Below are 25,123 nucleotides of genomic sequence, written 5' to 3' on the forward strand. Positions count from 1 at the left end.
TGTGAGGATGAAAAGAAAGGTAGATAAGTTGTTAACAGAAGCTTTTCAAAGCGGAGCATCTGATATTCATATAACGGTTGGGATTCCCGTGATGTTTCGTGTAAATGGAGAGTTACAAAAAGCAAATGAAGTGATCATAAAGCCGGATGATACGAAGGAGATCGCCAAGGTACTTGTGCCGCCTAATTTATGGGATGTACTAAAAAAAACAAGAGATTTAGATTTTTCTTACGGTATTCCAAATGTATCGCGTTATCGAGTCAATGCTTACTATCAACGAGGTTGTATTTGCCTAGCAATTCGGGTCATCCCAACCTCGATTCCTAGCTTAGAGGAATTAAATATGCCCGAGGTTCTAAAGGGATTAGCTCAAAAACCTCACGGGCTTGTGTTAGTAACGGGACCAACAGGAAGTGGGAAATCAACAACATTAGCGGCAATGATTGACTATGTGAATCGTCATTTTAATCGTCATATTATTACGCTGGAAGACCCGATTGAATATTTACATAAACATCAGAAATGTGTCATAAATCAGCGGGAGGTTGGCTCAGATACGAATAATTTTGCCAATGGTTTGAAGAGCTGCTTACGCCAAGATCCCGATGTGATTTTGGTTGGAGAGCTACGTGATAACGAAACGATCGCCACAGCGTTAACGGCCGCAGAAACGGGACATTTAGTTTTAGGTACCTTGCATACAACCGATGCGGCATCAACGATTGACCGAATTATTGATGTTTTCCCCCATACACAGCAAGCCCAAATTCGGATCCAGCTTGCTTCTGTGTTGAGTGGTGTTATTACACAAAGGCTTTTTAAGCAAAAAAACTTTCCGGGTAGAATCGCAGCCACCGAGGTTTTAATTAACAACGGAGCGATCAGGAATCTAATCCGTAATGAAAAGATATATCAGATTCATAGTGTCATGCAAACGAATCGTGCACTGGGTATGCACACGTTAGAGATGTCTATCAACCAATTAATTCAACAAAACCAAGTGAACAAAGAAGATGTCCTCTCTTATTTAACGGAAGGTGCTGTCTAAATGGGGATGTTTGCGTACCAAGGTCAAAGGCTGAGTGGTGAGAAGGTGATCGGGAAGCTTGAAGCTACATCTGTGCAAGAAGTGAGAGTTCAACTGAAAGAACAGGGGATTGTCGCTTTTCAAGTAGAACCAATCAACGCGTTATTAAATAAAGAGCTTGATCTTGGCTTTCAGAAAGTAAAAACACAGGATTTTGTTTTATTCCTGCGTCAATATTCAACCTTATTAAAAGCTGGAATTCCTATTGTTCAGGCAACAACGATTTCAGCTGAACAGACAACAAGTAAACCATTAAGAGTAGCGTTAAAAGAAGTCGCTGAGCAGGTTAATAGTGGTATTGCTTTATCGGGGGCAGCGAAAGGACATCCGGCTATTTTCCCTGAGCTTTTTACGAATATGGTGTATGCAGGTGAAATGGGCGGTAATTTGGATGAAATTTTAGAAAGGCTTGCTGATGACTATGAAAAACAACATCGAACGAAACAAAAAATAACCGCAGCGATGACATATCCGCTCGTTGTTAGTGTATTTGCTTTCGGTGTCGTTGTCTTTTTATTAATGGTTGTTGTGCCGATGTTTGCGAATATGTTTGCCAATATGGATCAAGACTTACCAATCATAACGGTAATTGTTATGGAGGCAGGTCAATTAATCGGCCGTTTTTGGTGGTTACTATTAGGAATGTTTGTGATTTTATTTGCGATGTTTGCGATCGTCAAAAATGACCCGAAAGTTCGCTTTTATAGTGATCGTTTCCTTTTAAAAATCCCTGTTATCGGAAAGCTCGTACAAAAAGCGTTATTAGCTCGGATGACTCGAATTTTAAGCTCTCTGTTCTCCAGCTCTGTGCCTGTCCTTCAGGCATTAGAAATTGTGGAACGAATCGTCAAAAATGAAGTCGTAAATCAAGTGCTAAAAGATTCACGGCTGTATCTAGAAAAAGGGGAATCGTTAACGGCACCAATGAAGGGGCATTGGGTTTTCCCGCCGCTTGTCACGCAATTAATGACGGTAGGGGAGAAAACAGGGACTTTAGATGTGATGTTAGGTAAAATTGCTGATTATTATGAGGCAGAAGTTGAGACAGGCACCGATCAGTTAAAAGCTTTTATAGAACCAGTGATGATTGTTGCCCTTGCCGTTATTGTCGGGACAATCGTAATGGCGATTATGGTGCCGATGTTTTCACTTTTTCAAAACTTTAATTAAAAAGAACTAGACAAAAAGACTTATTTCGATTATGATTTTTGTAGTGATAATTTTCAATATATTGTAATTTTTGTTTATCGTATGAAAAGAATTCCTGCTTATCTATAAAATTGGACGTGAAGACGGATTATCTGTATGTGGGCACTTGGGTAATCAAGAGCGAGTAGTGCAACCGGCCAAGTTTGTAAATAAATATTGTCCTTACTTAAAAGGACAAGAAAAACTTTGCTTAACCAATTCAAAGGAGGAGAAACAAATGAGAATTATGTTAAAAAGATTAAAAAATGAACGAGGCCTCACGCTTATCGAATTACTAGCAGTCGTAGTTATCTTAGGAATTATCGCCGCGATTGCGATTCCGAGTATAGGCGGAATTATGGAAAACAGTAAAAAGGACGCCGCGGTAGCGAATGCCCAGCAGATATTGAGTGCAGCAACGCTTTATAAGGCTGGTGGTGGTGAGTTTAGTGGAGATTATAAAGATAGATTAGTAGAGTTTATTGATGGTGAAGAAATTATTGATCCATGGACGAATGAACCAACAACAAATGATTGGTCAGTAAAAGATGATGGTGTACTTTCTATAAGTATTAAATTTGATAATTGTGATTTAACTGGAAATTATACTTCAAATGAACTATCCAAGGATGGAAGATCTTTATGTAAATAATTGATAAAAGGATTGCCCCACACCGGGACAATCCTTTTCCACCATTATACGTGATGAGTAGGTGAAAGGAGGAATGGGATGGAGGTTTTGCTTTATCTGTATATTGGGCTAATTGGTCTTTGTTTAGGCTCTTTTTTTAATGTGGTTGGGTTACGACTTCCAAAAGGGAATTTGTGGACACGGTCGCGTTCTTATTGTCCAAGCTGTGAGCGGACGCTTAAAGCTCGAGACTTGTATCCTGTTTTCTCCTACATATTTTTAAGAGGAGCTTGTCGAACTTGTCGTGCTCCAATATCTCCACTTTATCCAAGTGTTGAACTGATGACAGCGACTTTGTTTGTGTTCGCGTATTGGCAATTTGGTTTGACTGGTGAATGGGTGGTCAGTCTTATTCTCATCTCCTTATTGATGATTGTGGTCGTGACAGACCTTCGATATATGCTCATTCCTGATAAGCTACTGCTCTTTTTCGCCCCATTTTTACTCGTTTTTCGCTTGTTTATTGCTCCTTTTGAGTTTTGGTGGCAGCCGTTACTTGGGTCAGCAGTTGGATTTTCATTGCTTCTATTGATCGCCATCATCAGTAAAGGAGGTATGGGGGGCGGCGATATTAAACTATTTGCAGTATTAGGGCTGACGCTTGGATGGGAAAAGGTGCTTCTCACGTTTATGTTTGCTTGTTTGATCGGAGCTCTCATGGGAGGAATTTTATTGCTGCTCAAAAAAGTGAAGCGTAAGCAGCCAATTCCATTTGGTCCATTTATTGTCGCCGGAGCTTTAATTAGTTATTTTTACGGAATGGATTTGATTCATTGGTATCGAGCCATCAGTGGCTTTTAATAGAAAAATGGAGTGAGCAAAATGAAAGTAAGTTCATTATGGAATCAAAAGAGGCACGCCCTTATTTTAAAAGATGAGGTTATTCGGTTTGTTACAAGTAAGAAGCCGGATTTAAGAACGATTACATACAAGGAAGAGCTAACGGTTCCGGTAGGTTATATTGAAAATGGGGTTATTCGTAAAGAAGAGGAGCTTATTGAATTTATTACACCATATATAGAGAAGTGGGGATTAAAAAAAACAAAGATTCAATTATGCTTACCTGATAGCCAGCTTGTGATTCGTAGGCATTTTGTGCCGAGAAGTACATCAAACACAGAAGTAAAAGCTAAGCTTTATTTTGAGCTCGGAGAAAGTCTCATCCTTCCATGGGATGATCCGTTGCTAGATATTGCTTTTATCAATAAGGGTGAGAAAGAGGATGAGGTTCTCATTTTTGCTTGTCAACAAACGATTATTCAGCAGCTACAGCAGTTTTTTGAAAAATTAAGTGTGGAAATAAATGCAATTGATGTGAGCCCACTAATGAATTACCGCTTACTTCACTCCATGGCTCCACAGACAAATGGCCAAGAAGTGATTATCGCTCAAGTCGATAAGAGCTCGATCTGTTTTACGATTTTTGAAGAAGAAAAACCACTCTTTTTCCGTCATCTTTACCAGGAAGGCGAAGAAATGCTCATACAAGAGGTGGCCGCAGCAACAGAAGCAAAAGAAAGTAGTTTGGTTAGCTTTGACCTATTATCACAAGAGCTAGAGCGAATCATTCATTTTTATCGCTACAATGTTAGAGCTGGAAAAGGACAATACGAACGGCTTTTGTTATGTGGTGACCATCCAGCATTACCTGGAATAGAAGCATTTTTAGCGGAGCAATTTGAATTTCCGGTGTCCAGATATCAAGTAGATAGTCATTCCGACCGGTTTTATGATGCTTATGGGTTGCTCTTGAAAAAAGAGGTGCAAGTATGATTGAAATTAATCTATTGCCTGAAAAATATAAAAGAGATATGACGATCGTATTTATCTTATTTTTACTGGCGGTTTATGTGTTATTTATTTTCTGGTTTACTTCGTTTCAACAGAAATTAGTAGAAGCGAAAGTAACGGATTTTGAAATACAGATTCAGCAAACAAAGATAGAGGTTGAGATGCTCTCCGCTGAACTTAGCTCAAGTCATGTGTCGGCTGAGGAAAAATGGGCGACTGCAGTTGGGAGGTTAGAACAGGAAATTCCATATATTCCATCAGCATTGCAAGAGATCGTTAAGCAGCTTCCAAGAGATGTCACATTGACGAATTTAACATGGAATACGGCAGACTCGGTTATCCTGACTATTGAGGTGGCAACAATGGAAGAGGCAGCGAGTTTTTTACATCATTTGCTTGAAGTATCGTTTGTTGAGAGCGCGTGGTTAACACAGATGGATGAGCAGGAAGAGGTTCTTTCGGCCCAGCTTTTTATTGAATTACAGTCTTCTAGTCTAGAAAAAATAGGTGAGGGCTCATGAGGTTATTTTGGTCTAAAAAAAGGATCATGTTAGCATTACTAGGATTAGCATTACTTATGTTTGTGCATCTATATGTATATTTTTCAATGGTAAGACCTTCATCAGCCAATATGAACGTCTTAGAAAAACAGCTTCAGACTGAACAAGAGGTCTTACAGCTTTTACAAGAAAAGCAAGATGTCTCAGTAGAGCATTCAAGTTCAGAGCAATTTGCTGGGTTAGCTGAGAAGATACCTACCTCTGCTTGGCAAGATTATTTATTTGCTGAATTAGAAACAATATTACTAGGCAATGAGGCCATCATTCATTCGGTTTCAGCGGAGGATGATACGAGCTTTGTCTTTTCCGAACAAGTAACAGAGGATTTAATAGTAGATGAAAATGAAGGCGAAGTGCAAGGTACTGACAGTGAAATGGGACAGAGTATGGATGTGGAAGGGTTAAAAACTTTTCGTTTATTCTTTCATTTTACGGTTTCGAGTTATGAAGATTTTATTGAGAGTGTACGGCAAATTCAAGAAATGAACCGAATCATTCAAATAGAGCAGGTGCAAGTTCAAGAGTTAGTTGAAGGTGGTCTTCAAATTAATTTGGGCTTAAATGCGTTTTATTTACCGGAGTTATTTGAGGAGTTCCCTGAGTTTGTACAATCTGATTATCCGTTTCTTCCAGCAGCTGAAAAATCAAATCCATTTCAATAAAAACGATGGGATGCCATCGTTTTTTGTTTTGGTTTGAAAGTAAACTTAGGGAGAGGAGTTTTTTGCCTTGAAGTTAGCTGGGCATTCATCTTGTGATTAATGACTTAATGGGACGCTGCTCGTCCTGCTCCACATGGTGACGCAGTTGTAAACGGGCCAGCAGGTTACTAGTAGTAATAACCCGGTTTAAAGAGAACAATAGTATGTCTCTCAATTATCATATTTGGCCATAGCCGAACCCGTTCTTCAATAATGAGCAAAAAACAAATACAGGGCAACATATCGGAAGCAACCACTTGATTCTGAAACTATTAGAACTCACTTTTCTCGAAAATAAGAAGATTATTAAAAAAATTCTTAAATCTAGTTCTATCAAATGAATAAGTTTAATAGAATAGAGTAAGAAGATGAAGTGAAAGGGGTTCTGTTCCATGGGTAGCGGACAGGAAAAGCGGACGATATCAATTAAACTGAATCAAATTAATTCGAAACCAACAGCTTCGGTCGAGAAAGATAGTCAAAATCGTATGGAAGATAGACAAGAAGTTCAACCGGTCCATGTTGATAAACGAAAAGGAAAAAGCTCACAACCAAAGAATGTATCAAAAAATTCGAATGAACGAGCGAAAAAGGAAAGTCACAATCCAATAAAGGTATCAAAGAGTGAAGGATCCGGATCTACAAAATCTACAAAAAAAGTCGAGCCACTTCATCCCTTTTCAAACGATAAACAAACGAAAAGAATGCAGCCCGATTCACATAAACAAAGTGCCAAAATAGGTAATCAAGAAAACAACAGCCCAATGAATCAAACAACAGTTAAAAATAATGTACACCCATTTCCCCATATTTTTCCTGACCCACCTAAGACAAAGCCATCTACTGAAGCAGGAGTGGGGAAGTCCGATTACTCAATTGAAATCAACGACCCTTGGCAACAAATAAATGATACTTCTGAAGAGTCAACAGACACTAGTGAAAAAGAAATCATTCCTGAAATCCCGATTCCAAAGAAGGTGATTTCCTTTGAAGAAGTGCAAGAAGAAAGGAAACGTTTATCTCAGCCGTTTTGGGATGATGGTAATCGACAACAAAGTCCGAGTTTGCCTTATAAGAGAAAGAAGAAAAAGAAAGGGCAATTTTCATTTCGAGATTTTCCAACGATTACAGTGATGGCGATACTTTCGGCGATTATTATTGGATTGAGTTTCGGGTTTGTCATTAAAACGATTTTTACAGGTGATGAAGCGGGTGTAGTTCAAGGTGATTCGGTACCAGCAAATTCACAGCCAACGGGGGTTGAAGCAGGAGCAGCGAATAATCAAATGCAGTGGCCTCAATTAACAACTGAAATTGTCCAAGCTGGTGCCTACTCTAGCGTGGAGAAGGGTGGAGAAGTTCAATCAGAAATGACATCAGCGGGTCATCCGACGAGCTTAATCCCGAGTAATGATAAGTTCTTTTTATTTATTGGCTTAGGCCCAGATCGTGCGACTGCTCAAAGTGTCGGTGAATATTATAAAGAAGCCGGTGTCGAAACTTATGTAAAAACGTATCAAGTAACAGGGACGACCGTACCACCTACTGCCGAGACGAAAGCATGGTTTGAGGAAGCAATTCCACTTTATCAACAGCTGACTTCTTTATCTGTTGCGGCTCTTTCATTTGAAGAAGCGCTACCAGCAAGTCAATTACAAGGAACAGAGCAAGCTTTGAATCAATTATATGAACAAAGGGATGCCGCCTTTTCAGAGTTACCTGAAGAAGCGAGGACATCAGCCCTACATGTAGCAGATGGATTAAAGGGTGCCTTGGCAGCGTTAAATACATTTAATGAATCGAAGGAGCCAGAGGCAGCTAAAGCAGCACAGCAGGCTTTGTTAACAACGCTGGAACACTATACAAATTTAATTCGATGAAGAATGAAAATTCAGTTAATAATTATTGTTCATAACATGTCAATTTGGTATTATGAAGATAACCTTGTACAATAGAGAAAAACTATTGGTGAGGTGCCCTTCATGATACCTTTCATTTTGGCCTCAAGTTCCCCGAGGCGTCAGGATTTATTACAACAAGTAGATTTCTCATTCGAAGTAATTAGTAAAGATACAACTGAAGAAGTAACCGAAAACCTACAACCAAGTGAACTCGTCATTCATTTAGCGGAGCGCAAAGCTAAGGCTGTTTTTGCTGAGCATCAGCACCGTGTTGTATTAGGTGCGGATACGATTGTGGCCTTAGATAATACAATTCTTGGCAAACCAAAAAGTCGAGCCGATGCCTTTAAAATGCTGCGTATGTTATCAGGGCAAAGTCATTTTGTATATACAGGTGTGGCGATTTTGTCAGCTGAACGTACAGCTATTTTTTATGAAAAAACAGAGGTACAGATGTATGCATTAAGTGAAGCCGATATAGAGACCTATTTGGAAAGCGGTGAGTCGATCGGTAAGGCTGGGGCTTATGCGATTCAAGGTTATGGTGCTTATTTGGTCAAAGGAATTCATGGTGATTATCAAAATGTTGTAGGTTTACCTGTAGCTGCTGTTACACGATCCTTAGAATCATTCGCTATTTATCCACAGTGGAAAAAAATAAATCATTGGAAGGAGTAAGCACTTGAAAGAACAGCCTCTTCTCATTCGAGATGTCCCCGTTTCAGAACGCCCCCGAGAACGTATGTTAAAAGATGGAATACATGTCCTATCAAACCAAGAGCTATTAGCAATATTATTAAGGACTGGAACAAAAAACGAATCCGTCTTACAAGTTGCTCAACATGTATTACAAGCATTTGATGGAATTACGATGTTAAAAGATGCAACGATAGAAGAGATGTGCAAATTAAAAGGGATCGGTGTCGCTAAAGCGATAGAACTTAGTGCAGCAATAGAGCTTGGAAGGCGTATCCATAATTATATGCCGGAAGAACGTTATGTCATCCGTTCACCTGAAGATGTATCTAATTATGTGATGGAGGATTTACGCTTTCTCAAGCAAGAACATTTTATTGCCTTATATTTAAATACAAAAAATCAAGTTCTTCATCGGCAAACTCTTTTTATTGGAAGTCTTAATGCCTCGATTGTCCATCCACGCGAGGTATTTAAAGAAGCTTTAAAACGATCGGCCGCTTCCTTAATCTGCTTGCATAATCATCCTTCTGGAGATCCGACGCCAAGTAAAGAAGATATTGAGGTGACAAGGCGTTTGCAGCAAGCGGGTCAAGTATTAGGTATTGAGATGCTTGATCATGTCATAATTGGAGATAGAAAATACATGAGCTTAAAAGAACAAGGGTATGTTAAATAAGGGAGTTTTATTACTAAGATTTTGTTAAAATCATGTTACAACTGATGCAAATCATGTAAAATTACAAATGGGGAACTTAAGGCTATTTTTTTAAACAATTATTAGATATAATAAAGGGTATGATTTCGGATCATCTGAAGGGAGATACATATAGATGTTTGGTGGTTTTTCAAAAGATATTGGTATTGATTTAGGAACGGCGAATACGCTCGTTTATGTTAAAGGAAAAGGAATTGTTGTGCGTGAGCCTTCGGTTGTCGCACTTCGTACAGATACAGGCTCAATTGAAGCAGTTGGAAATGATGCGAAAAATATGATCGGGCGTACGCCGGGAAATATTGTGGCTGTCCGTCCAATGAAAGATGGGGTCATAGCTGATTTTGATACAACGGCTACGATGTTAAAATATTTTATTCGTCAGGCTGCGAAAAATCGCTCCTTCTTTACACGTCGTCCTAATGTGATGGTTTGTGTACCGTCAGGGATTACAGCTGTTGAAAAAAGAGCAGTTGAGGATGCGACCAAACAAGCTGGTGCAAAAGAAGCTTACACATTAGAAGAACCTTTTGCTGCTGCAATCGGTGCAGATTTACCTGTTTGGGAGCCAACTGGAAGTATGGTTGTTGATATTGGTGGCGGAACAACAGAAGTTGCGATCATCTCACTAGGAGGAATTGTAACGAGTCAATCGATTCGTGTAGCTGGTGATGAAATGGATGAAGCGATCATTCAATATGTGAAACGAAAATATAACTTAATGATTGGTGAAAGAACTTCTGAAACATTAAAGTTGGAAATCGGCTCCGCTGGTGCTCCTGAAGGTGTCGATGACATGGACATTCGTGGTCGAGATTTATTAACAGGACTTCCGAAGACCATTTCAGTTACGGCTGATGAAATCGCAGGTGCTTTAGCGGATACTGTTACAACGATTATTGAAGCGGTTAAGAATACGTTAGAGCAATCGCCTCCAGAGCTTGCTGCCGATATTATGGATCGAGGAATTGTCTTAACTGGCGGTGGAGCCTATTTACGTAATCTAGACCAAGTATTAAGTGATGAGACCAATATGCCGGTCATTGTCGCTGAGAATCCATTAGACTGTGTAGCCATTGGTACAGGTCGAGCGTTAGAAAATTTACACCTCTTCCGTTCCAAGGCTGGAATTACATCACGATCTGATAGAAAATCATAAGTAGGTGTCTTAGGTTATGCCATCTTTTTTTTCAAACAAAAAATTAATCGTTCTCTTAGTAAGTATTATCATTCTGGTGGCTTTAATAGGATTTTCATTAGGTGACAGAGAACGAATCACCGGACCTGAAAAGGTTATGCGTGATACTGTTGGATGGGTCCAATCGATTTTCTCAAAACCCGCTCATGCTGTAGCGGGTTTCTTTGAAAATGTCGGGGACATTAAAAACACCTATGATGAAAATAAAGTATTAAAAGCTAGGTTAGAAGAATACGCTAAAATTACGGTTGAACGTAACCTTTTAGAAAATGAAAACAAAACGTTACGGGAAATGCTCGAATTAGAAGAATCTTTACATGATTATTTATTAAGACCAGCAGTAGTCATACATCGTTATCCTGATAGATGGCAGGAGCATATTGGTTTAAATCGCGGTGAACAGCATGGTGTTGAGCGTAACATGGCGGTCATAGATTCAAAAGGTGGCTTAATTGGAAAGGTTCAAAGTGTTAGTGAATTTAGTTCTTATATACAGTTATTAACGGATCAAGACCGTACAAATCGTGTTTCTGCTCAAATTCAATCTGAGGAACCTCAAATTGGTTTTGTCGAGGATTATGATGAAGAACAAGGATTTTTGATTATGCGTAAAATTGATATTGATGCGGAGATAGAACTCGAAACGATGGTGGCGACATCAGGGTTAGGAGATGTCTACCCTGCCGGTCTTGAAATTGGACAAGTTGTCCATGTTGAACCAGATGAATATGGATTAAGTCAAAATGTCTATATTCAACCGACGGCAGACTTTTCTGCTCTTGACTATGTCTACATCGTAGAGCGTACATCCGTTACTCTCGATCCTTCCTTACTTGAGGGGGAGGAGTAATGAGCCGATATTACTTAAGTATCCTTCTCTTTTTTGTTTTTATTTTTGAAGGAACTATTTTTCAATATGTAACTTATTCAGCAGAAGGGCTTTACATCGTAGTTGGCCGTTTTGTTTTAGTTACACTTGTTTTGTTAGGGATTTATTTAGGGCGCTCATCGAGTATGTTTTATGCGTTGATTTTTGGATTGCTGTATGATGTCATTTATACAAATATGCTTGGTGTTTATTTATTTGGATTTGGTTTAACTTGTTACTTATTTTCACTAGCTTATAAACGTATTCAAGACAGTGTAGTCATACCATTAATGTTGGTTGCAAGTGCAGTCCTATTTTTTGAGTTTTATCAATTTGGACTGTTTAAATTATTGGATGTCACGCAAATGTCACTTGGTGAGTTTTTAGAGGTTAGATTATGGGCAACAGTTGTCGCTAACCTTTGCTTTGCGATCTTGTTATATTATCCACTAAAAAAATTAATCGCCTATATCGTAGCACAATCCAAACTGCGCGAAAGGTAATCAAACAAGCACCGCAGTAAAAGGGTAACTTCAATAGTTGATGGGTAGCATTTAATTTAAATTACTCTTCTTTCTTTATTTGGTAGGTCTTTATTCATTTTCATATAGGACCCCATGGCGAAGCCCCAGTCACTTCGCTACCAATAAAGATGAAAGTAGTGGCGACTTTTTAAACATTTGGCCCGTTTACAACTCGATCACGATTAGGGGTCGGCTGAACAAAAAGGGTGCACTGTCCTGCTAAGGTCATTTATCGTAAGATGGATGACGAGCTAACTTCAAGGAACAACCCATCGCCCTAAGGTTACTTTCATATAAAATATAAGTATTATTTGCTAAATAGCAGGTTTTTTGTAAGTGAGTGTTGAATTAAGGTAAGTAATGTAGACAAACATGGCTATTCGCAGAAGTGATGGCAGGTGGAAGGGACGTGTGGGTCTGAGGTGAACGTTATGACGCAAAAAAAACAGCATGTCACAATCAAAGGAACAAAAGACGGACTCATGTTCCTGCTTGATGACCATTGTGGATTTTATCAATTAATTGAGGAATTAGCCGAAAAGCTTTCATCCAAGCACTATCAAAATGAGGATGGACATGAAGTTAAAGTCAAGGTTCATGTAGGCTATCGATATGTAACAGACGAACAAATGCATGAGTTACGCAAAGTGATTACAAAAGATTCTCATTTTGCCATAGAAGAGATTAAATCAAATGTACTATCGATCGAAGAAGCAGACGAAATGAAAAAGCAGTCAGAAATCATGACGTTAACGAGAGTCATTCGATCCGGTCAAGTTCTTAAAGTAACGGGAGATATTTTATTACTTGGTGATGTGAATCCTGGCGGAATGCTTATGGCCACGGGCAACATTTACATAATGGGTGCGCTTAAGGGCATAGCACATGCAGGGTTTGAGGGTAATACAAAAGCAGTCATTAGTGCTGCACATATGGCACCATCCCAATTACGAATTGCTGACCAAATCTATCAATATGAAAAAGAAGAGCAAATAGATTCAGAGATGGATGTAGCTTTTATTGATGAGAACGAAGAAAGTATTGTGTTAGATAAAGTTCAAAAGCTTTTCCGTTTTCGACCTCAATTACAAAGAAATGAGCACCAAATTATAGAATAGGTCACCTTGTAAAAATAGGTAACTTAAGTTCCGTTAAATCTTAGATGATTCTTGGATAGAAAGGGGTAATGAGCGTGGGAGAGGCAATAGTTGTAACTAGCGGAAAAGGTGGGGTAGGTAAGACGACTACTTCTGCTAACATCGGTACGGCTCTTTCGCTTGCTGGTAAAAAGGTTTGTTTAATTGATACTGATATTGGCTTAAGAAATCTTGACGTGGTTATGGGTCTTGAAAATCGAATTATTTATGATTTAGTCGATGTTGTTGAGGGCATTTGTAAAGTGAATCAAGCCTTGATAAAAGACAAGCGTTTTGATCATTTGTTTCTTTTGCCAGCAGCACAAACGAAAGATAAATCGGCGGTAGAACCTGAGCAAATGAAAGTATTAATTGAAGAATTAAAACAAGATTTTGATTATATCGTAATCGATTGTCCTGCCGGAATTGAGCAAGGTTTTAAAAATGCGATTGCCGGTGCTGATCAAGCAATTGTTGTCACAACACCGGAAGTATCTGCTGTGCGTGATGCCGATCGAATTATCGGGTTATTAGAGAAGCAGGAGCATATTTCGCCACCTCGATTAATTGTTAACCGAATTCGTGGTCATATGATGAAGAATGGTGAAATGTTAGATGTTGATGAAATTGTTTCGATTTTAGGCATTGATTTATTAGGAATTGTTGTTGATGATGATGAGGTTATCAAATGTGCAAATGTTGGTGAACCAATTGCCTTACATAGTACGAGTAAAGCATCGATTGCTTACCGGAATATTTCTAGAAGAATTTTAGGTGAAAGTGTACCGCTTATGTCTCTAAATGAAAAAGCAGGTATGTTCACAAAAATTAAAGAGTTTTTTAAGGTGCGATAATAATAGATAAAAGACAGGCAATCACATGAGGTGATGTCTGTCTTTTTTTTGTATATGTTAAAAAATGCTTCTTTTCCTGGTTTTTATGTTTAATCGTAAAAATGTAAGGGAAGAGTACAAATAAGTTCAGTTAAAGGAGTGTTTTGAAATGGCAAAAGTAGCAGTCGTTGTAACCAATTTATTTGAGGACTCAGAATATACGGAGCCTGTCAATGCTTTTAAAGAGGCTGGGCATGAGATTGTGAATATAGAAAAAGAAGCAGGTACAGTTGTTGAAGGAAAAAGTGAAGGAGAAAAGGTGACTATTGATAAAGGAATTGATGAAATTGCGTCAAAAGACTTTGATGCTTTACTCATTCCGGGAGGATTTTCACCAGATATCTTGCGAGGAGACGAGCGGTTTGTCGCATTTACGAAAGAATTTATGGATGATAAAAAACCAGTGATGGCGATTTGTCACGGACCACAGCTATTAATTACAGCAGAAGTATTAAAGGATCGTGATGTTACGGGTTATAAATCGATTCATGTTGATATCAAAAACGCAGGTGCTAAATTGCATGATAAAGAAGTAGTTGTTTGCGGTGGACAACTTGTAACGAGTAGAACACCAGATGACATTCCAGCGTTCATTCGCGAGTCATTACAATTATTGAAATAAAGATAGAAAGCGGTCGAGGTTGGAATTTCCATCTTGACCGCTTTTTTAATTCGAGCGATATTTACGCTTTTAATACAGTTAAAAACTTTTTGAAGCTAATTAAATCTTTAAAAACACCGGCATCCTCAAGAATTCTAACAAATCGACTGCCTAGCTCGGTTTGAAGGATCATACTTACTTGCTCTTTACTTGAAATCTCTCCGTATTTTGTCTTTAACTCATGGGCCCATTCGACATGGTGTGGATCTATGCTTGTCGTTTCGTCTAATAAATATAATCGAATTTTTTCTAATTCATCTTTTAAACGAGGGGGAAGAACGGCTAATCCCATAACTTCAATAAGCCCGATATTCTCTTTTTTTATATGATGGACGTCTTCATGCGGATGAAAAATCCCGTATGGAAATTCATCCGTTGTCCGGTTATTCCTTAAGACAAGGTCTAACTCATACTTGCCATCTCGGTATCGGCTAATCGGTGTAATCGTATTGTGAGGGATACCATTTGTTTTTGCGTAAATATGAATCGCCGGATCGCTATATGTTTTCCACTCGTTCAAAATAAACTCAGCGCAAGCGACTAGTTCGTCGATGTTCTCCGCTTTCATTCGAATGACAGATAATGGCCAATGCAAGATAGCCGCATCAACATTTGGATAACTCGTGATGTTAAATGTATAGGTTGATTTTGCATCTGTCATCGCAAATTGATAATTACCTGCTTGATAATGATCGTGACTTAAAATCGAACCACCTACAATCGGTAAATCGGCATTAGAACCGATAAAGTAATGTGGAAACTGTTCTACGAAACGAAGCAACCGTAAAAAGGTATTTCGATCAATCTTCATGTCACGATGTTCTCCTGAAAGGAGGATGCTGTGTTCTTGATAATAAAGATACGGTGAATATTGGAAAAACCACTGCTCATCCTTTAATGAAATCGGGATGATGCGATGATTCGAGCGGGCCGGGTGTCCGATTCGTCCTGCATACCCTTCATTTTCTTTACATAATAAGCATTTTGGATAACCATTCTTGGTTTGTAATAATCGTTCACGCTTAATTTGCTCTGGGTCTTTTTCAGGTTTTGATAAATTAATGGTGATATCCATTTCACCATAAGGAGTGGCTGCTTTAAATTCAATATTTTGTTTGAGTCTTTGAGTCTGAATATAATTGCTATTTTTACTAAATTGATAAAAATAGTCCGTAGCTTGACGTGGCGATTGGGCATATTTTTGGACAAATGCTGCTCGGACGACAGAAGGTTTATCGGTAAATATATCCATCAATCGACCTGCAAAAACCTCTTTTTCATCCAGTACTTGTTCAATGACGCCACGATTCACTGCTTCTTCTGTAATAGACTCAACTAAATGAGGAATTGAATGATCGCTAGGTTGAATGTGCTCATCTGGAAGCCTATCTAACTGAAGTAGAAATAAAGTTTGATTTAACGCATAAATACGGTCTGCCTCAGTTATTAATTGGAGCTGAATCGCTTTTTGAACTAACCCTAAAATATCGTTATAAATCATAAGTGGCTACAACCTTTCATTACTTGTTTGAGGAGTAACGTCATTGATTTCTTTAGCACCATCACCGATTGTAGGCGTATAAAAGGTAGGTTCATAGCCTATTTTTTCTGTATATGTGTGATGGATCTTTTGCTTAAAGTTGTTAACTTGCTCGTTTGCCACAAGAGCAAGAGCACAGCCTCCAAAACCAGCACCAGTCATTCTGGCACCAATTACACCTTGGATGTTCCATGCCTCTTCTACAATCGTATCAAGCTCTAGGCAACTGACCTCATAATCATCTCGTAAAGATTGATGAGATTCGTTCATTAATTGACCAAAACCAATTAAATCATACTGTTGTAGCTTTTCTAAAGCTATTTGTGTACGAGCGTTCTCATAGATAACGTGCTTGGCCCGTTTCTTATTAATTGAGTTCGTAATTAAGTGCTCGTATTTCTCAAAGAGCTGAGGTGATAATTCACATAAAAATTGAATGGACATATCTTTTTGTAAATCTACAAGGGCTGACTCACATTCGTGTCGTCTTTCATTATATTTCGAACCAGCTAATGTTCTTTGTTTATTCGTATCAATAATGATTAATGTATAATCCTGCAATTGGAAAGGGCTATAACTGAATTCAAGTGTTTCACAGTTTAGTAAGATTGCGTGGTTTTCCTTACCCATACCGACTGCAAATTGGTCCATAATTCCACTGTTAACACCTATAAAATCATTCTCTACTTTTTGACCGATTTTGACTAATTCGAGCTTTTCAATGTCTAAATCGTATAGAGCTTTGGCCATGACACCTGTAACGATTTCAATGGAGGCAGAAGAAGATAGTCCCGCTCCGTTAGGAATATTTCCATAGAATAAAAGGTCAATCCCATGATTGATTGAATAGCCAGCTTTTTGTAAGAAGAGCAGGACACCTTTTGGATAATCCGTCCAATCGTGTGAGCGTTGACTAAGATCGCGGATATCAAATTCAATAAAAGCGTCTGTAGGAAAATTAACTGAATAGAGTCGTAGCTTTTTGTCTTCTCGCTTCCCTGCTAGAGCATAGGTTCCATAAGAGATCGAGGCGGGAAATACATGGCCGCCGTTATAGTCGGTGTGTTCACCGATCAGATTAATTCTACCTGGTGCAAAAAACAATTGCGGGTATGTATTCGTTTCGAAAACTGACTGAAATTGACTAACTAAATGTTCAAAGTTATTCATAGGTATGCTCCAATCATTATTTTTATATGGAAGTTGGTGCGAACATAGTGCTCTACTCGTCGCTACCGAAAATTATGCTCCGCGTCCTGCGGGTGGCGCTGAGCTAATCGGCTACGCCGCTGGATCTCAGCCTGCCACTATGCCCCGCGGGAGTCTCCGCATATTTTCGTCCGCTGGGAACTGCTAATTCTCAGGTTCAAAAAACATTCTTACAACATTCTAAAAAACAAAACTAAATTGAATGAAAAGTAGCAAGATAAAAGTAAACTCTACTTTCATCTTTGTTGGTGGCGAAGTGAATTGAATGGGGCTTCGCGTATGTGTTTTGTGTATAAGTTACTTAAGAGCGAATTAGCTGGTCATTGCTTCTATGTGTGCGACTGTTCGTGGTGATTTTGAGCTAGCAAGCCCGCGAATTAGTGTTTGCCCGGGGAACCTGCCTCTTTTCCAGCTCGTAACCGCGTGATTCCGTTTTTGATTTGATAATGTTTATGACGCCTCGTTGTAGGTTTGAACTGTGGTGAATTTAAATCTGGACCCACTATGGGTTAAACATAGATTCATAGCGAACTAGACTGACTTTATTAATTAATTAAATTAAGTTTAATCGAAGTGTACACCGGATACTTGATAAATGCAAGTATTAGGGAGAAAACTCCTTGAACTGCTATCTTGTTGTTATAGCAGGAATCATTAAAGTGAATAATAAATTTGTATACATTTCGAATCATTTATATTTATGGTATTCTTAGTTTGGATAGTTAACTATACATATGTTGGTAGAGAATTAATCAGTACGGTATTTGTAAAGCTTATATCCGTCAGGGAATATCAAGCTCATGAAGACTCGGAATGTTAATAACATGAATAATGGAGTGAATGAGAAAGATTCTAGATGTTATTATCGACGCTATCCATGGAGCGAAGTGGGAGGTGAATGGCGCAAATGGCAAAGATTAAAGACATTGCCGAACAGTCGGGGTTTTCAATTTCGACAATATCACGTGTTCTTAATAATGATGCAAGCTTATCGGTCTCTGATGAAACACGTGAGACTATTTATGAGATTGCCGACAAGTTAAATTATCGAAAGAAGATGGTAAGACCACGTGTTAAAAATATTGCCTTGTTGTATTGGTTATCGGATATTGAAGAATTAGAAGATGTCTATTTTAAAACGATGCGACTTGAAGTGGAAGAGTTGGCCAAACAGTTTAATGTGGAATTAAGTATTTATAAAAAAACAGGCGGTATCGAGCAAATTCCTTCAACGATTGAAGGGTTTATTGCCATTGGAACATTCTCTAATGATGAAGTTGAGGTTTTAAGAAGTATAACGTTAAAAGGCGTTTTTATTGACGCGATTGAAGAAGTGCGGGGATATGACTTTGTAAGAGCAGACCTTGAACAAATTACGATACAAGCCGTTGATTATTTTTTAGAACAAGGTCATCGCTCTATTGGATTTATAGGGGGTACCTACTATAATCCGAATAATAAGAGGGATGAAATGGACATTCGTGAAAAGGCCTTTAGACGGTATTTGAAGGAAAAAGAGATTCTTGATGAGAACATGATTTACCAAAATCGTGGCTTCTCCGTCTCGAATGGCTATCAGCTAATGCTAAATGCGATTGAGCAATTAGGGGAGCAATTACCAAGTGCCTTTTTTATTGCAGCTGACCCGATTGCGGTTGGATGTTTACAAGCCCTTAATGAAAAAGGCGTGCAAATTCCAAATAGAGTGAGCATTATCAGTGTCAATAATATCAGTGTTTCAAAATATGTATCGCCACCATTATCGACATTTCATATTGACTTAAAAGAAATTTGTAGAAATGCATTAGAGATGCTTTTAGAGCAATTGCTAAACAAGCGTCAAATCACCAAAAAAGTATATATCGGTTCAGAATTAATTAAAAGAAGAAGTACTACGTAATTAAATCGGGAAAAAGACTTGGAAAGCGTCGCTTTTCAAGTCTTTTTTAGTTTAATGAAGGTAAAAAAATAATATAATAAAGGAAAAAAATTTACTCTTTTAAGTAAAATTGTTGTTTACAATTGAAATTATCATGCGCTATATTGGTTTTATTAAAACGCTTTCAGGTTTTGGAGGCATTTAAATAAAAGGGGGAGAGCAATATAATGGAAAAATCAATCAAGTGGTTAAGTTTCGCTAGTAGTGCCATTTTAGCCTTTACACTGGTAGCTTGTGGACCTCAGGAAAGTAGTAATGATGGAACGGAAGGTTCAAACAGTGATAGTTCTAGAGAATTATTAATATGGGAGGACCAAGACAAGGCTGAAGGTATAGCAGCTGCCGTTTCTGAATTTGAAGAACTTCATGATGTAACGATTACGGTCGTCGAAAAAACATACGCACAGCAAATTGAAGACCTACGTCTCGATGGGCCTGCTGGTACTGGCCCTGACGTTTTTACGATGCCAGCTGATCAAATAGGAACGGCTGTAACCGAAGGATTGTTAAAAGATTTGGACGTTGCTGAAGATTTGCAAGCACAATACACAGATGCAGCCATGCTGTCTCAAATCGTTGATGGTAAAGTGTATGGTTTACCTAAAGCTGTTGAAACGACATTACTTTATTACAATAAAGATTTAATAAATGAAGAAGAGTTGCCGCAAACATTAGATGAGTGGTATGAGTATTCAAAAGAAGTGACGGGTGACGGTAACTTTGGGTTTTTAGCTCTATTTGATCAAATTTATTATGCTCAGAGCGTATTAGGTGGTCATGGTGCTTACGTATTTGGGCAAGACGAAAATGGAAACTATGACGCGAGTGATATCGGCTTAGCGACAGATGAGGCATTTGAAGGTGCCAAGCAAATACAACGTTTTTATGAAGAAGGCTTATTTCCGTCAGGGATTATTGGAGAGCAAGGAATTAGTGTATTAGATTCTCTGTTTTCTGAAGGGAAAGCGGCAGCGGTTATCTCTGGGCCTTGGAATCTAGAGCCATTCTCAAGAGCAGGAATAGATTATGGTGTTAAGAAATTACCTGAACTCAATGATGGGGAAAATATGAGTGCTTTTATGGGGGTAAAAAGCTATAACGTCAGTTCTTATTCTAAAAATACAGAATTGGCTGAGGAGTTAGTGAAGTTCCTGGCGAATGAAGAAAATTCAAGGACAAGATATGAAGAAACACTTGAAGTTCCTGCTGTTCAGAGCTTAGCCTCAGACCCAGTAGTGACAGAAAGCGAAGCGGCAAAAGCAGTTGCAGAACAATCTCAATTTTCGGAATTAACACCTAATATTCCAGAAATGAATGAAGTATGGGAACCTATTGATGCAGCTCTTCAAACAATTGCAACGGGAAGAGCTAGCCCAGAGGATGCATTAACACAAGCGGTTGAGACGATTCAAAGACAAATCGAAGCAAATCATAGTCGCTAATAAAACATGATGGTGTTGAATGAACGTGTTCAGCACCATTCCTGTTTATTTTGAATATGGTTGTTTGGGAACTAAAGAGGTGAAAAGTGTGCAACATCGTAAAGTCGCATTATTGCTGTCTATCATTCCAGGAGTAGGTCAATTTTATAATCAACAATGGGTAAAGGGTATCATTTACCTCGCTTTAGGGATTTCCTTTTTCTTCGTCTTTGGAGATTTATTAAATATGGGCTTTTGGGGCATTTTTACTTTAGGAACAGAAGTTCCAAGGGATCATTCTATCTTTTTGCTTGCAGAAGGTATTCTCGCCATCATTGTCACTTTTTTTGGGTTCATTATATATTACCTAAATTTAAAAGATGCATATAAAACGGGACAATTACGTGATGAGAGTAAGAGAATGTACTCATTAAGGGACCAATATCGAAATTTAATAGAGCAGGGTTATCCATATGTAGTGGCTGGGCCATCTTTATTTATCTTAATTTTTGCTGTGATTTTTCCGATTTTATTCAGTTTTGCGTTAGCTTTTACTAATTATAATTTATATACTTCACCACCTGCTAATCTAGTAGATTGGGTGGGGTTAGATACTTTTAAATCTATTTTTACTGTAGATATATGGCGTTCAACGTTTTTTGATGTATTATCATGGACGATAATTTGGACATTGTTGGCGTCCACTTTACAGGTTAGCTTAGGGATTTTTATGGCTGTACTAGTCAACCAGAAGGAAATTAAGTTTAAGCGGTTTTTTAGAACAATTTTAATATTACCATGGGCAGTACCAGGCTTTGTAACGATTTTAATTTTTGCCGGTTTGTTTAATGATAGCTTTGGGGCGATAAATAATGATATTTTGGCATTCTTTGGTATTGATGCAGTTCCTTGGATGACAGACCCGACTTATACGAGAGTGGCGTTAATACTCATTCAAGGCTGGTTAGGTTTTCCTTATATTTTCCTAGTAACAACAGGAATTTTGCAGTCAATTCCAAATGATCTGTATGAAGCAGCTACCGTTGATGGGGCCTCGATTTTTGCTAAATTCAGACATATTACATTGCCAATGATATTAATTGCAATGGCTCCTATTATTATTACTCAATTTACATTTAACTTTAATAACTTTAATATTATCTATTTATTTAATGGTGGAGGTCCTGCTGTTCCTGGTTCGAATGCAGGTGGTACGGATATTTTAGTTTCTTGGATTTATAAACTAACGATGCAATCAAGTCAATATGCTTTAGCTGCTGCATTAACAATTCTACTATCTGTTTTTGTTATAGGCATTGCATTATGGCAATTTAGAAGAACGAAATCGTTTAAGGAGGAGTGATCAAGATGCAATCAAATATAAAGCAGGAAAAATGGATACGTTTGTTTGTATCTTATCTGATATTGGTGTCGATGGTCATTATAATCGTTTATCCTCTTCTTTGGACAATTGGTGCTAGTTTTAATCCGGGTAATAGTTTAATAAGTACTTCGATTATTCCGCAAAACCCTACTTTGGATCATTATCGGAATCTATTTGCTGGAAGTTCAAGTTTGCATTACACGCAATGGTATGCGAATTCGATAAAAATTAGTATTTTAACGATGATCGGTACAGTTGTTTCGGTATCTTTTACCGCGTATGCTTTTTCTAGATTTCGTTTTAAAGGTAGGAAGCGTGGTTTAACTTTGTTTTTGCTATTGCAAATGATCCCACAATTCTCCGCGTTAATCGCCCTTTTTGTCTTAGCTCAAATGTTAGGAATGATGAATAGCCATGGTCTTTTAATCCTTCTTTATATTGGTGGATTAATTCCAATGAATACCTATTTAATGAAAGGTTATATGGATTCTATTCCGAGAGAGCTCGATGAGAGTGCAAAGATTGATGGAGCGAGCAATACGCGTATATTTATACAAATTATTATGCCGCTGTCCAAGCCGATGTTAGCTGTCGTAGCCATTAATGGCTTTGTGGGTCCTCTTGGCGATTTTATTTTAGCGTCGATGATTTTACGTAGCCCTGATGCCTATACGCTTCCAATCGGTTTATATAATCTTGTGAATGATGTGATGGGGGCTAGTTATACAACGTTTGCAGCTGGTGCGATTTTAATTAGTATTCCGGTTGCCCTTATATTTGTATTTTTACAGAAGAATTTTGTTTCGGGTTTAACAGCTGGAGGAACAAAAGGATAAGTTTGAGTGAGCCTATAATAAGTAGGCTGAATCGATAACTCACAAAGGTTTAAAAGAGGAGAATGATTAGAGTAATGAATAAAAAAACGCAAGTAACAAGTGCTAATTTTATGCTTCATGGTGGTGATTATAACCCTGATCAATGGTTAGATTATCCGGAGATTTTAGCTGATGATATCCGCTTAATGAAGGTAGCGAACACCAATACATTTTCAATTGGAATCTTTGCTTGGAGTGCTTTAGAACCGACAGAAGGTCATTATCAGTTCGAATGGTTGGATCAAATCTTTGAAAATATAACAAGTATTGGTGGCAGAGTTATTTTAGCAACCCCAAGTGGGGCACGACCTGCTTGGATGTCAGAGAAATACCCGGAAGTGTTAAGGGTCGATGCTTATAGACGCAAGCAATTACATGGTGGACGACATAATCATTGTTTCAGTTCAGCCATCTACCGTGAAAAAACACAACAAATGAACCGACTGTTAGTAGAGCGTTATGGGAATCATCCGTCGCTATTGATGTGGCATATTTCCAATGAATATGGAGGGGAATGTCATTGTGACCATTGTCAAGAGGCATTTCGTGAATGGCTAAGAGTCAAATATCTAGATAATTTGAAAGCTTTAAATCATGCTTGGTGGGGCCCCTTTTGGAGTCATACGATTAGTGATTGGTCACAAATTGAATCTCCTTCACCAATTGGAGAAAGTATGGTGCATGGTCTTAACTTAGATTGGCGTCGTTTTGTGACGGATCAGACGATAGGTTTCTATGAAAATGAGATTGTTCCACTGAGGGAATTAACGCCAGATATTCCGATAACTACGAACTTTATGGCAGATACCTTTGATTTAATTCCATTTCAAAGCTTAGACTATAGTAAATTTTCTAAACATCTAGATGTCATTAGCTGGGATGCTTATCCTGCCTGGCATAATGATTGGGAAAGTACAGCAAATCTTGCAATGAAAGTCGGTTTTATCAACGACTTATACCGTAGTTTGAAGCAACAACCGTTTTTATTAATGGAATCGACACCAAGTGGTGTGAATTGGCATCCTGTTAACAAAGCAAAACGTCCTGGTATGCATCTACTTTCTGCGATGCAAATGGTTGCACATGGTTCAGATAGTATTTTATATTTCCAGTGGAGAAAATCACGTGGTTCTTCGGAAAAGTTTCATGGTGCTGTTGTTGATCATGATAATAACTCTAATAATCGTGTATTCCAAGATGTGGCACGGGTTGGAGATACATTAGAAAATCTCTCAGAGGTTGTAGGGACAAACCGTCAAGCAGATGTTGCGATTTTATATGATTGGGAAAGTAACTGGGCGCTAAATGATGCACAAGGGTTTGGCATGGAGACAAAGCAGTATCCGCAAACGCTTCAAGAGCATTATCGTTATTTTTGGGAGCAGGATATTCCTGTCGATGTGATTACAAAGGAAGAAAAATTTGATTCATATCGATTGTTGATTGTGCCGATGCTTTATTTAATGAGTGAAGAAACGATAGAGCGCTTGAAGTCATATGTAGCAAATGGCGGTCATTTGGTTATGAGTTATTTGAGTGGAATTGTTAATGAACATGATTTAACGTATTTAGGTGGTTGGCATCAATCATTACAAGATATTTTCGGATTAGAGCCAAAGGAAACCGATACATACTATCCGACTGACGAAAATGTCGTGATATTTCAAGGACATGCTTATACAGTAAAAGACTATGCAACGGTTATTTCTGCAAAAGGCGCCAAGGTGGAAGCGATTTATCAAAAGGATTTTTATGCAGAAACAGCCGCAGTAACAAGTCACTCTTATCAAGAAGGAAAAGCTTATTACATTGGTGCTAGGATAGAGGCGTCGTTTCAACGTGACTTTTATAGCCAACTGGTGAGTGACCTTCAATTAGAGCCTGTATGGAAAGTGAAACATGAAGAAGGGGTCTCTGTTCAAGCGAGAGAAGATTTAACGAATTATTATATGTTTGTGATGAATTTCACCGAACAAAAGCAATCAATTGAGTTTGAAAGCACGGTCTATGATATGAAGTCAAATGAAGAACTGAATCGTCAACAAGAATTGACACCATATGAAGTATTGATTGTCAGGCGGCCTAAATAAAATAAGCGAATGAGAAGACACCCTAGAATGAAGAAGGAACCGAGGTGTCTTCTCT

23 protein-coding genes and 1 riboswitch are annotated in these 25,123 nt (G+C 38.3%); of the genes, 21 read left to right on the plus strand and 2 right to left on the minus strand.

From position 1 onward, the window contains the following. Window positions 1–7 precede the first annotated feature (7 nt). From PQ479_RS10825 to PQ479_RS10900, 16 genes are all read left to right on the plus strand, one after another. Window positions 8–1,048 carry a type IV pilus twitching motility protein PilT gene (locus PQ479_RS10825; RefSeq protein ID WP_047990347.1) on the plus strand — a complete coding sequence of 347 codons (1,041 nt, stop codon included), beginning with the start codon at window positions 8–10 and terminating at the stop codon, window positions 1,046–1,048. Then, a complete protein-coding gene (locus tag PQ479_RS10830; RefSeq protein ID WP_047990348.1) occupies window positions 1,049–2,257 on the plus strand; it encodes a type II secretion system F family protein in 1,209 nt (402 codons plus the stop codon). Window positions 2,258–2,360: 103 nt separating this feature from the next. Next, a riboswitch (cyclic di-GMP riboswitch) is annotated at window positions 2,361–2,444 on the plus strand. Between the two features lie 78 nt (window positions 2,445–2,522). Continuing rightward, on the plus strand, window positions 2,523–2,927 hold the full coding sequence (locus PQ479_RS10835; RefSeq protein ID WP_047990507.1) for a type II secretion system protein: 405 nt from the start codon (window positions 2,523–2,525) through the stop codon (window positions 2,925–2,927). A 78-nt stretch (window positions 2,928–3,005) separates the two neighbouring features. Then, window positions 3,006–3,767 (plus strand): prepilin peptidase, encoded by a 762-nt coding sequence (locus PQ479_RS10840; RefSeq protein ID WP_047990349.1) that lies wholly within the window; start codon window positions 3,006–3,008, stop codon window positions 3,765–3,767. Between the two features lie 21 nt (window positions 3,768–3,788). After that, window positions 3,789–4,739, plus strand: a complete 951-nt coding sequence (gene pilM / locus PQ479_RS10845) for a type IV pilus biogenesis protein PilM (protein ID WP_047990350.1) — start codon at window positions 3,789–3,791, stop codon at window positions 4,737–4,739. Next, window positions 4,736–5,278, plus strand: a complete 543-nt coding sequence (locus tag PQ479_RS10850; RefSeq protein WP_047990351.1) for a PilN domain-containing protein — start codon at window positions 4,736–4,738, stop codon at window positions 5,276–5,278. Before pilM ends, PQ479_RS10850 begins: the two co-directional genes overlap by 4 nt. Beyond that, entirely contained in the window at window positions 5,275–5,979 is a 705-nt protein-coding gene (locus tag PQ479_RS10855) for a hypothetical protein (RefSeq protein WP_047990352.1), read from the plus strand. Before PQ479_RS10850 ends, PQ479_RS10855 begins: the two co-directional genes overlap by 4 nt. Window positions 5,980–6,410: 431 nt before the next feature. Then, window positions 6,411–7,898, plus strand: a complete 1,488-nt coding sequence (locus PQ479_RS10860) for a type 2 periplasmic-binding domain-containing protein (RefSeq protein ID WP_047990353.1) — start codon at window positions 6,411–6,413, stop codon at window positions 7,896–7,898. A gap of 102 nt (window positions 7,899–8,000) precedes the next feature. Further along, a complete protein-coding gene (locus tag PQ479_RS10865) occupies window positions 8,001–8,597 on the plus strand; it encodes a Maf family protein (RefSeq protein ID WP_047990354.1) in 597 nt (198 codons plus the stop codon). 4 nt (window positions 8,598–8,601) lie between these two features. After that, on the plus strand, window positions 8,602–9,294 hold the full coding sequence (radC, locus tag PQ479_RS10870; protein ID WP_083991348.1) for a RadC family protein: 693 nt from the start codon (window positions 8,602–8,604) through the stop codon (window positions 9,292–9,294). A 154-nt stretch (window positions 9,295–9,448) separates the two neighbouring features. Beyond that, on the plus strand, window positions 9,449–10,489 hold the full coding sequence (locus PQ479_RS10875) for a rod shape-determining protein (RefSeq protein ID WP_047990355.1): 1,041 nt from the start codon (window positions 9,449–9,451) through the stop codon (window positions 10,487–10,489). Window positions 10,490–10,505: 16 nt separating this feature from the next. Then, entirely contained in the window at window positions 10,506–11,378 is an 873-nt protein-coding gene (gene mreC, locus PQ479_RS10880) for a rod shape-determining protein MreC (protein WP_047990356.1), read from the plus strand. After that, a complete protein-coding gene (gene mreD / locus PQ479_RS10885; RefSeq protein WP_047990357.1) occupies window positions 11,378–11,899 on the plus strand; it encodes a rod shape-determining protein MreD in 522 nt (173 codons plus the stop codon). Before mreC ends, mreD begins: the two co-directional genes overlap by 1 nt. A gap of 452 nt (window positions 11,900–12,351) precedes the next feature. Continuing rightward, window positions 12,352–13,038: a septum site-determining protein MinC gene (gene minC / locus PQ479_RS10890; RefSeq protein WP_047990358.1), complete on the plus strand. Its 687-nt coding sequence runs from the start codon at window positions 12,352–12,354 to the stop codon at window positions 13,036–13,038. Between the two features lie 74 nt (window positions 13,039–13,112). Beyond that, window positions 13,113–13,910 (plus strand): septum site-determining protein MinD, encoded by a 798-nt coding sequence (gene minD / locus PQ479_RS10895; protein ID WP_047990359.1) that lies wholly within the window; start codon window positions 13,113–13,115, stop codon window positions 13,908–13,910. Window positions 13,911–14,058: 148 nt separating this feature from the next. Then, a complete protein-coding gene (locus tag PQ479_RS10900) occupies window positions 14,059–14,571 on the plus strand; it encodes a type 1 glutamine amidotransferase domain-containing protein (RefSeq protein ID WP_047990360.1) in 513 nt (170 codons plus the stop codon). A gap of 61 nt (window positions 14,572–14,632) precedes the next feature. Here PQ479_RS10900 and PQ479_RS10905 read toward each other — a convergent pair whose 3' ends face one another. Further along, the gene (locus tag PQ479_RS10905; RefSeq protein ID WP_047990361.1) at window positions 14,633–16,111 is read right to left on the minus strand and encodes a UDP-glucose--hexose-1-phosphate uridylyltransferase; all 1,479 of its coding nucleotides are present in this window, start codon (window positions 16,109–16,111) and stop codon (window positions 14,633–14,635) included. A 6-nt stretch (window positions 16,112–16,117) separates the two neighbouring features. Further along, window positions 16,118–17,320 carry a galactokinase gene (locus PQ479_RS10910; protein ID WP_047990362.1) on the minus strand — a complete coding sequence of 401 codons (1,203 nt, stop codon included), beginning with the start codon at window positions 17,318–17,320 and terminating at the stop codon, window positions 16,118–16,120. Window positions 17,321–18,266: 946 nt separating this feature from the next. On the opposite strand from PQ479_RS10910, the gene PQ479_RS10915 reads away from it, so the two are divergent. The 5 genes from PQ479_RS10915 (at window position 18,267) to PQ479_RS10935 (ending at window position 25,068) form a co-directional block, all read left to right on the plus strand. Further along, a complete protein-coding gene (locus PQ479_RS10915) occupies window positions 18,267–19,259 on the plus strand; it encodes a LacI family DNA-binding transcriptional regulator (RefSeq protein ID WP_047990509.1) in 993 nt (330 codons plus the stop codon). A 206-nt stretch (window positions 19,260–19,465) separates the two neighbouring features. Further along, complete coding sequence (locus tag PQ479_RS10920; RefSeq protein WP_047990363.1) at window positions 19,466–20,740, plus strand: galactooligosaccharide ABC transporter substrate-binding protein GanS; 1,275 nt, start codon at window positions 19,466–19,468, stop codon at window positions 20,738–20,740. Window positions 20,741–20,828: 88 nt separating this feature from the next. Beyond that, window positions 20,829–22,082 (plus strand): galactooligosaccharide ABC transporter permease GanP, encoded by a 1,254-nt coding sequence (locus PQ479_RS10925; protein ID WP_047990364.1) that lies wholly within the window; start codon window positions 20,829–20,831, stop codon window positions 22,080–22,082. A 5-nt stretch (window positions 22,083–22,087) separates the two neighbouring features. Further along, window positions 22,088–22,939 carry a galactooligosaccharide ABC transporter permease GanQ gene (locus PQ479_RS10930; RefSeq protein WP_047990365.1) on the plus strand — a complete coding sequence of 284 codons (852 nt, stop codon included), beginning with the start codon at window positions 22,088–22,090 and terminating at the stop codon, window positions 22,937–22,939. A 74-nt stretch (window positions 22,940–23,013) separates the two neighbouring features. Continuing rightward, a complete protein-coding gene (locus PQ479_RS10935; RefSeq protein ID WP_047990366.1) occupies window positions 23,014–25,068 on the plus strand; it encodes a beta-galactosidase in 2,055 nt (684 codons plus the stop codon). Window positions 25,069–25,123 lie beyond the last annotated feature (55 nt).

The sequence above is a fragment of the Alkalihalobacillus pseudalcaliphilus genome, assembly GCF_028610675.1.
Lineage (GTDB): Bacteria > Bacillota > Bacilli > Bacillales > Bacillaceae_D > Alkalihalobacillus > Alkalihalobacillus pseudalcaliphilus.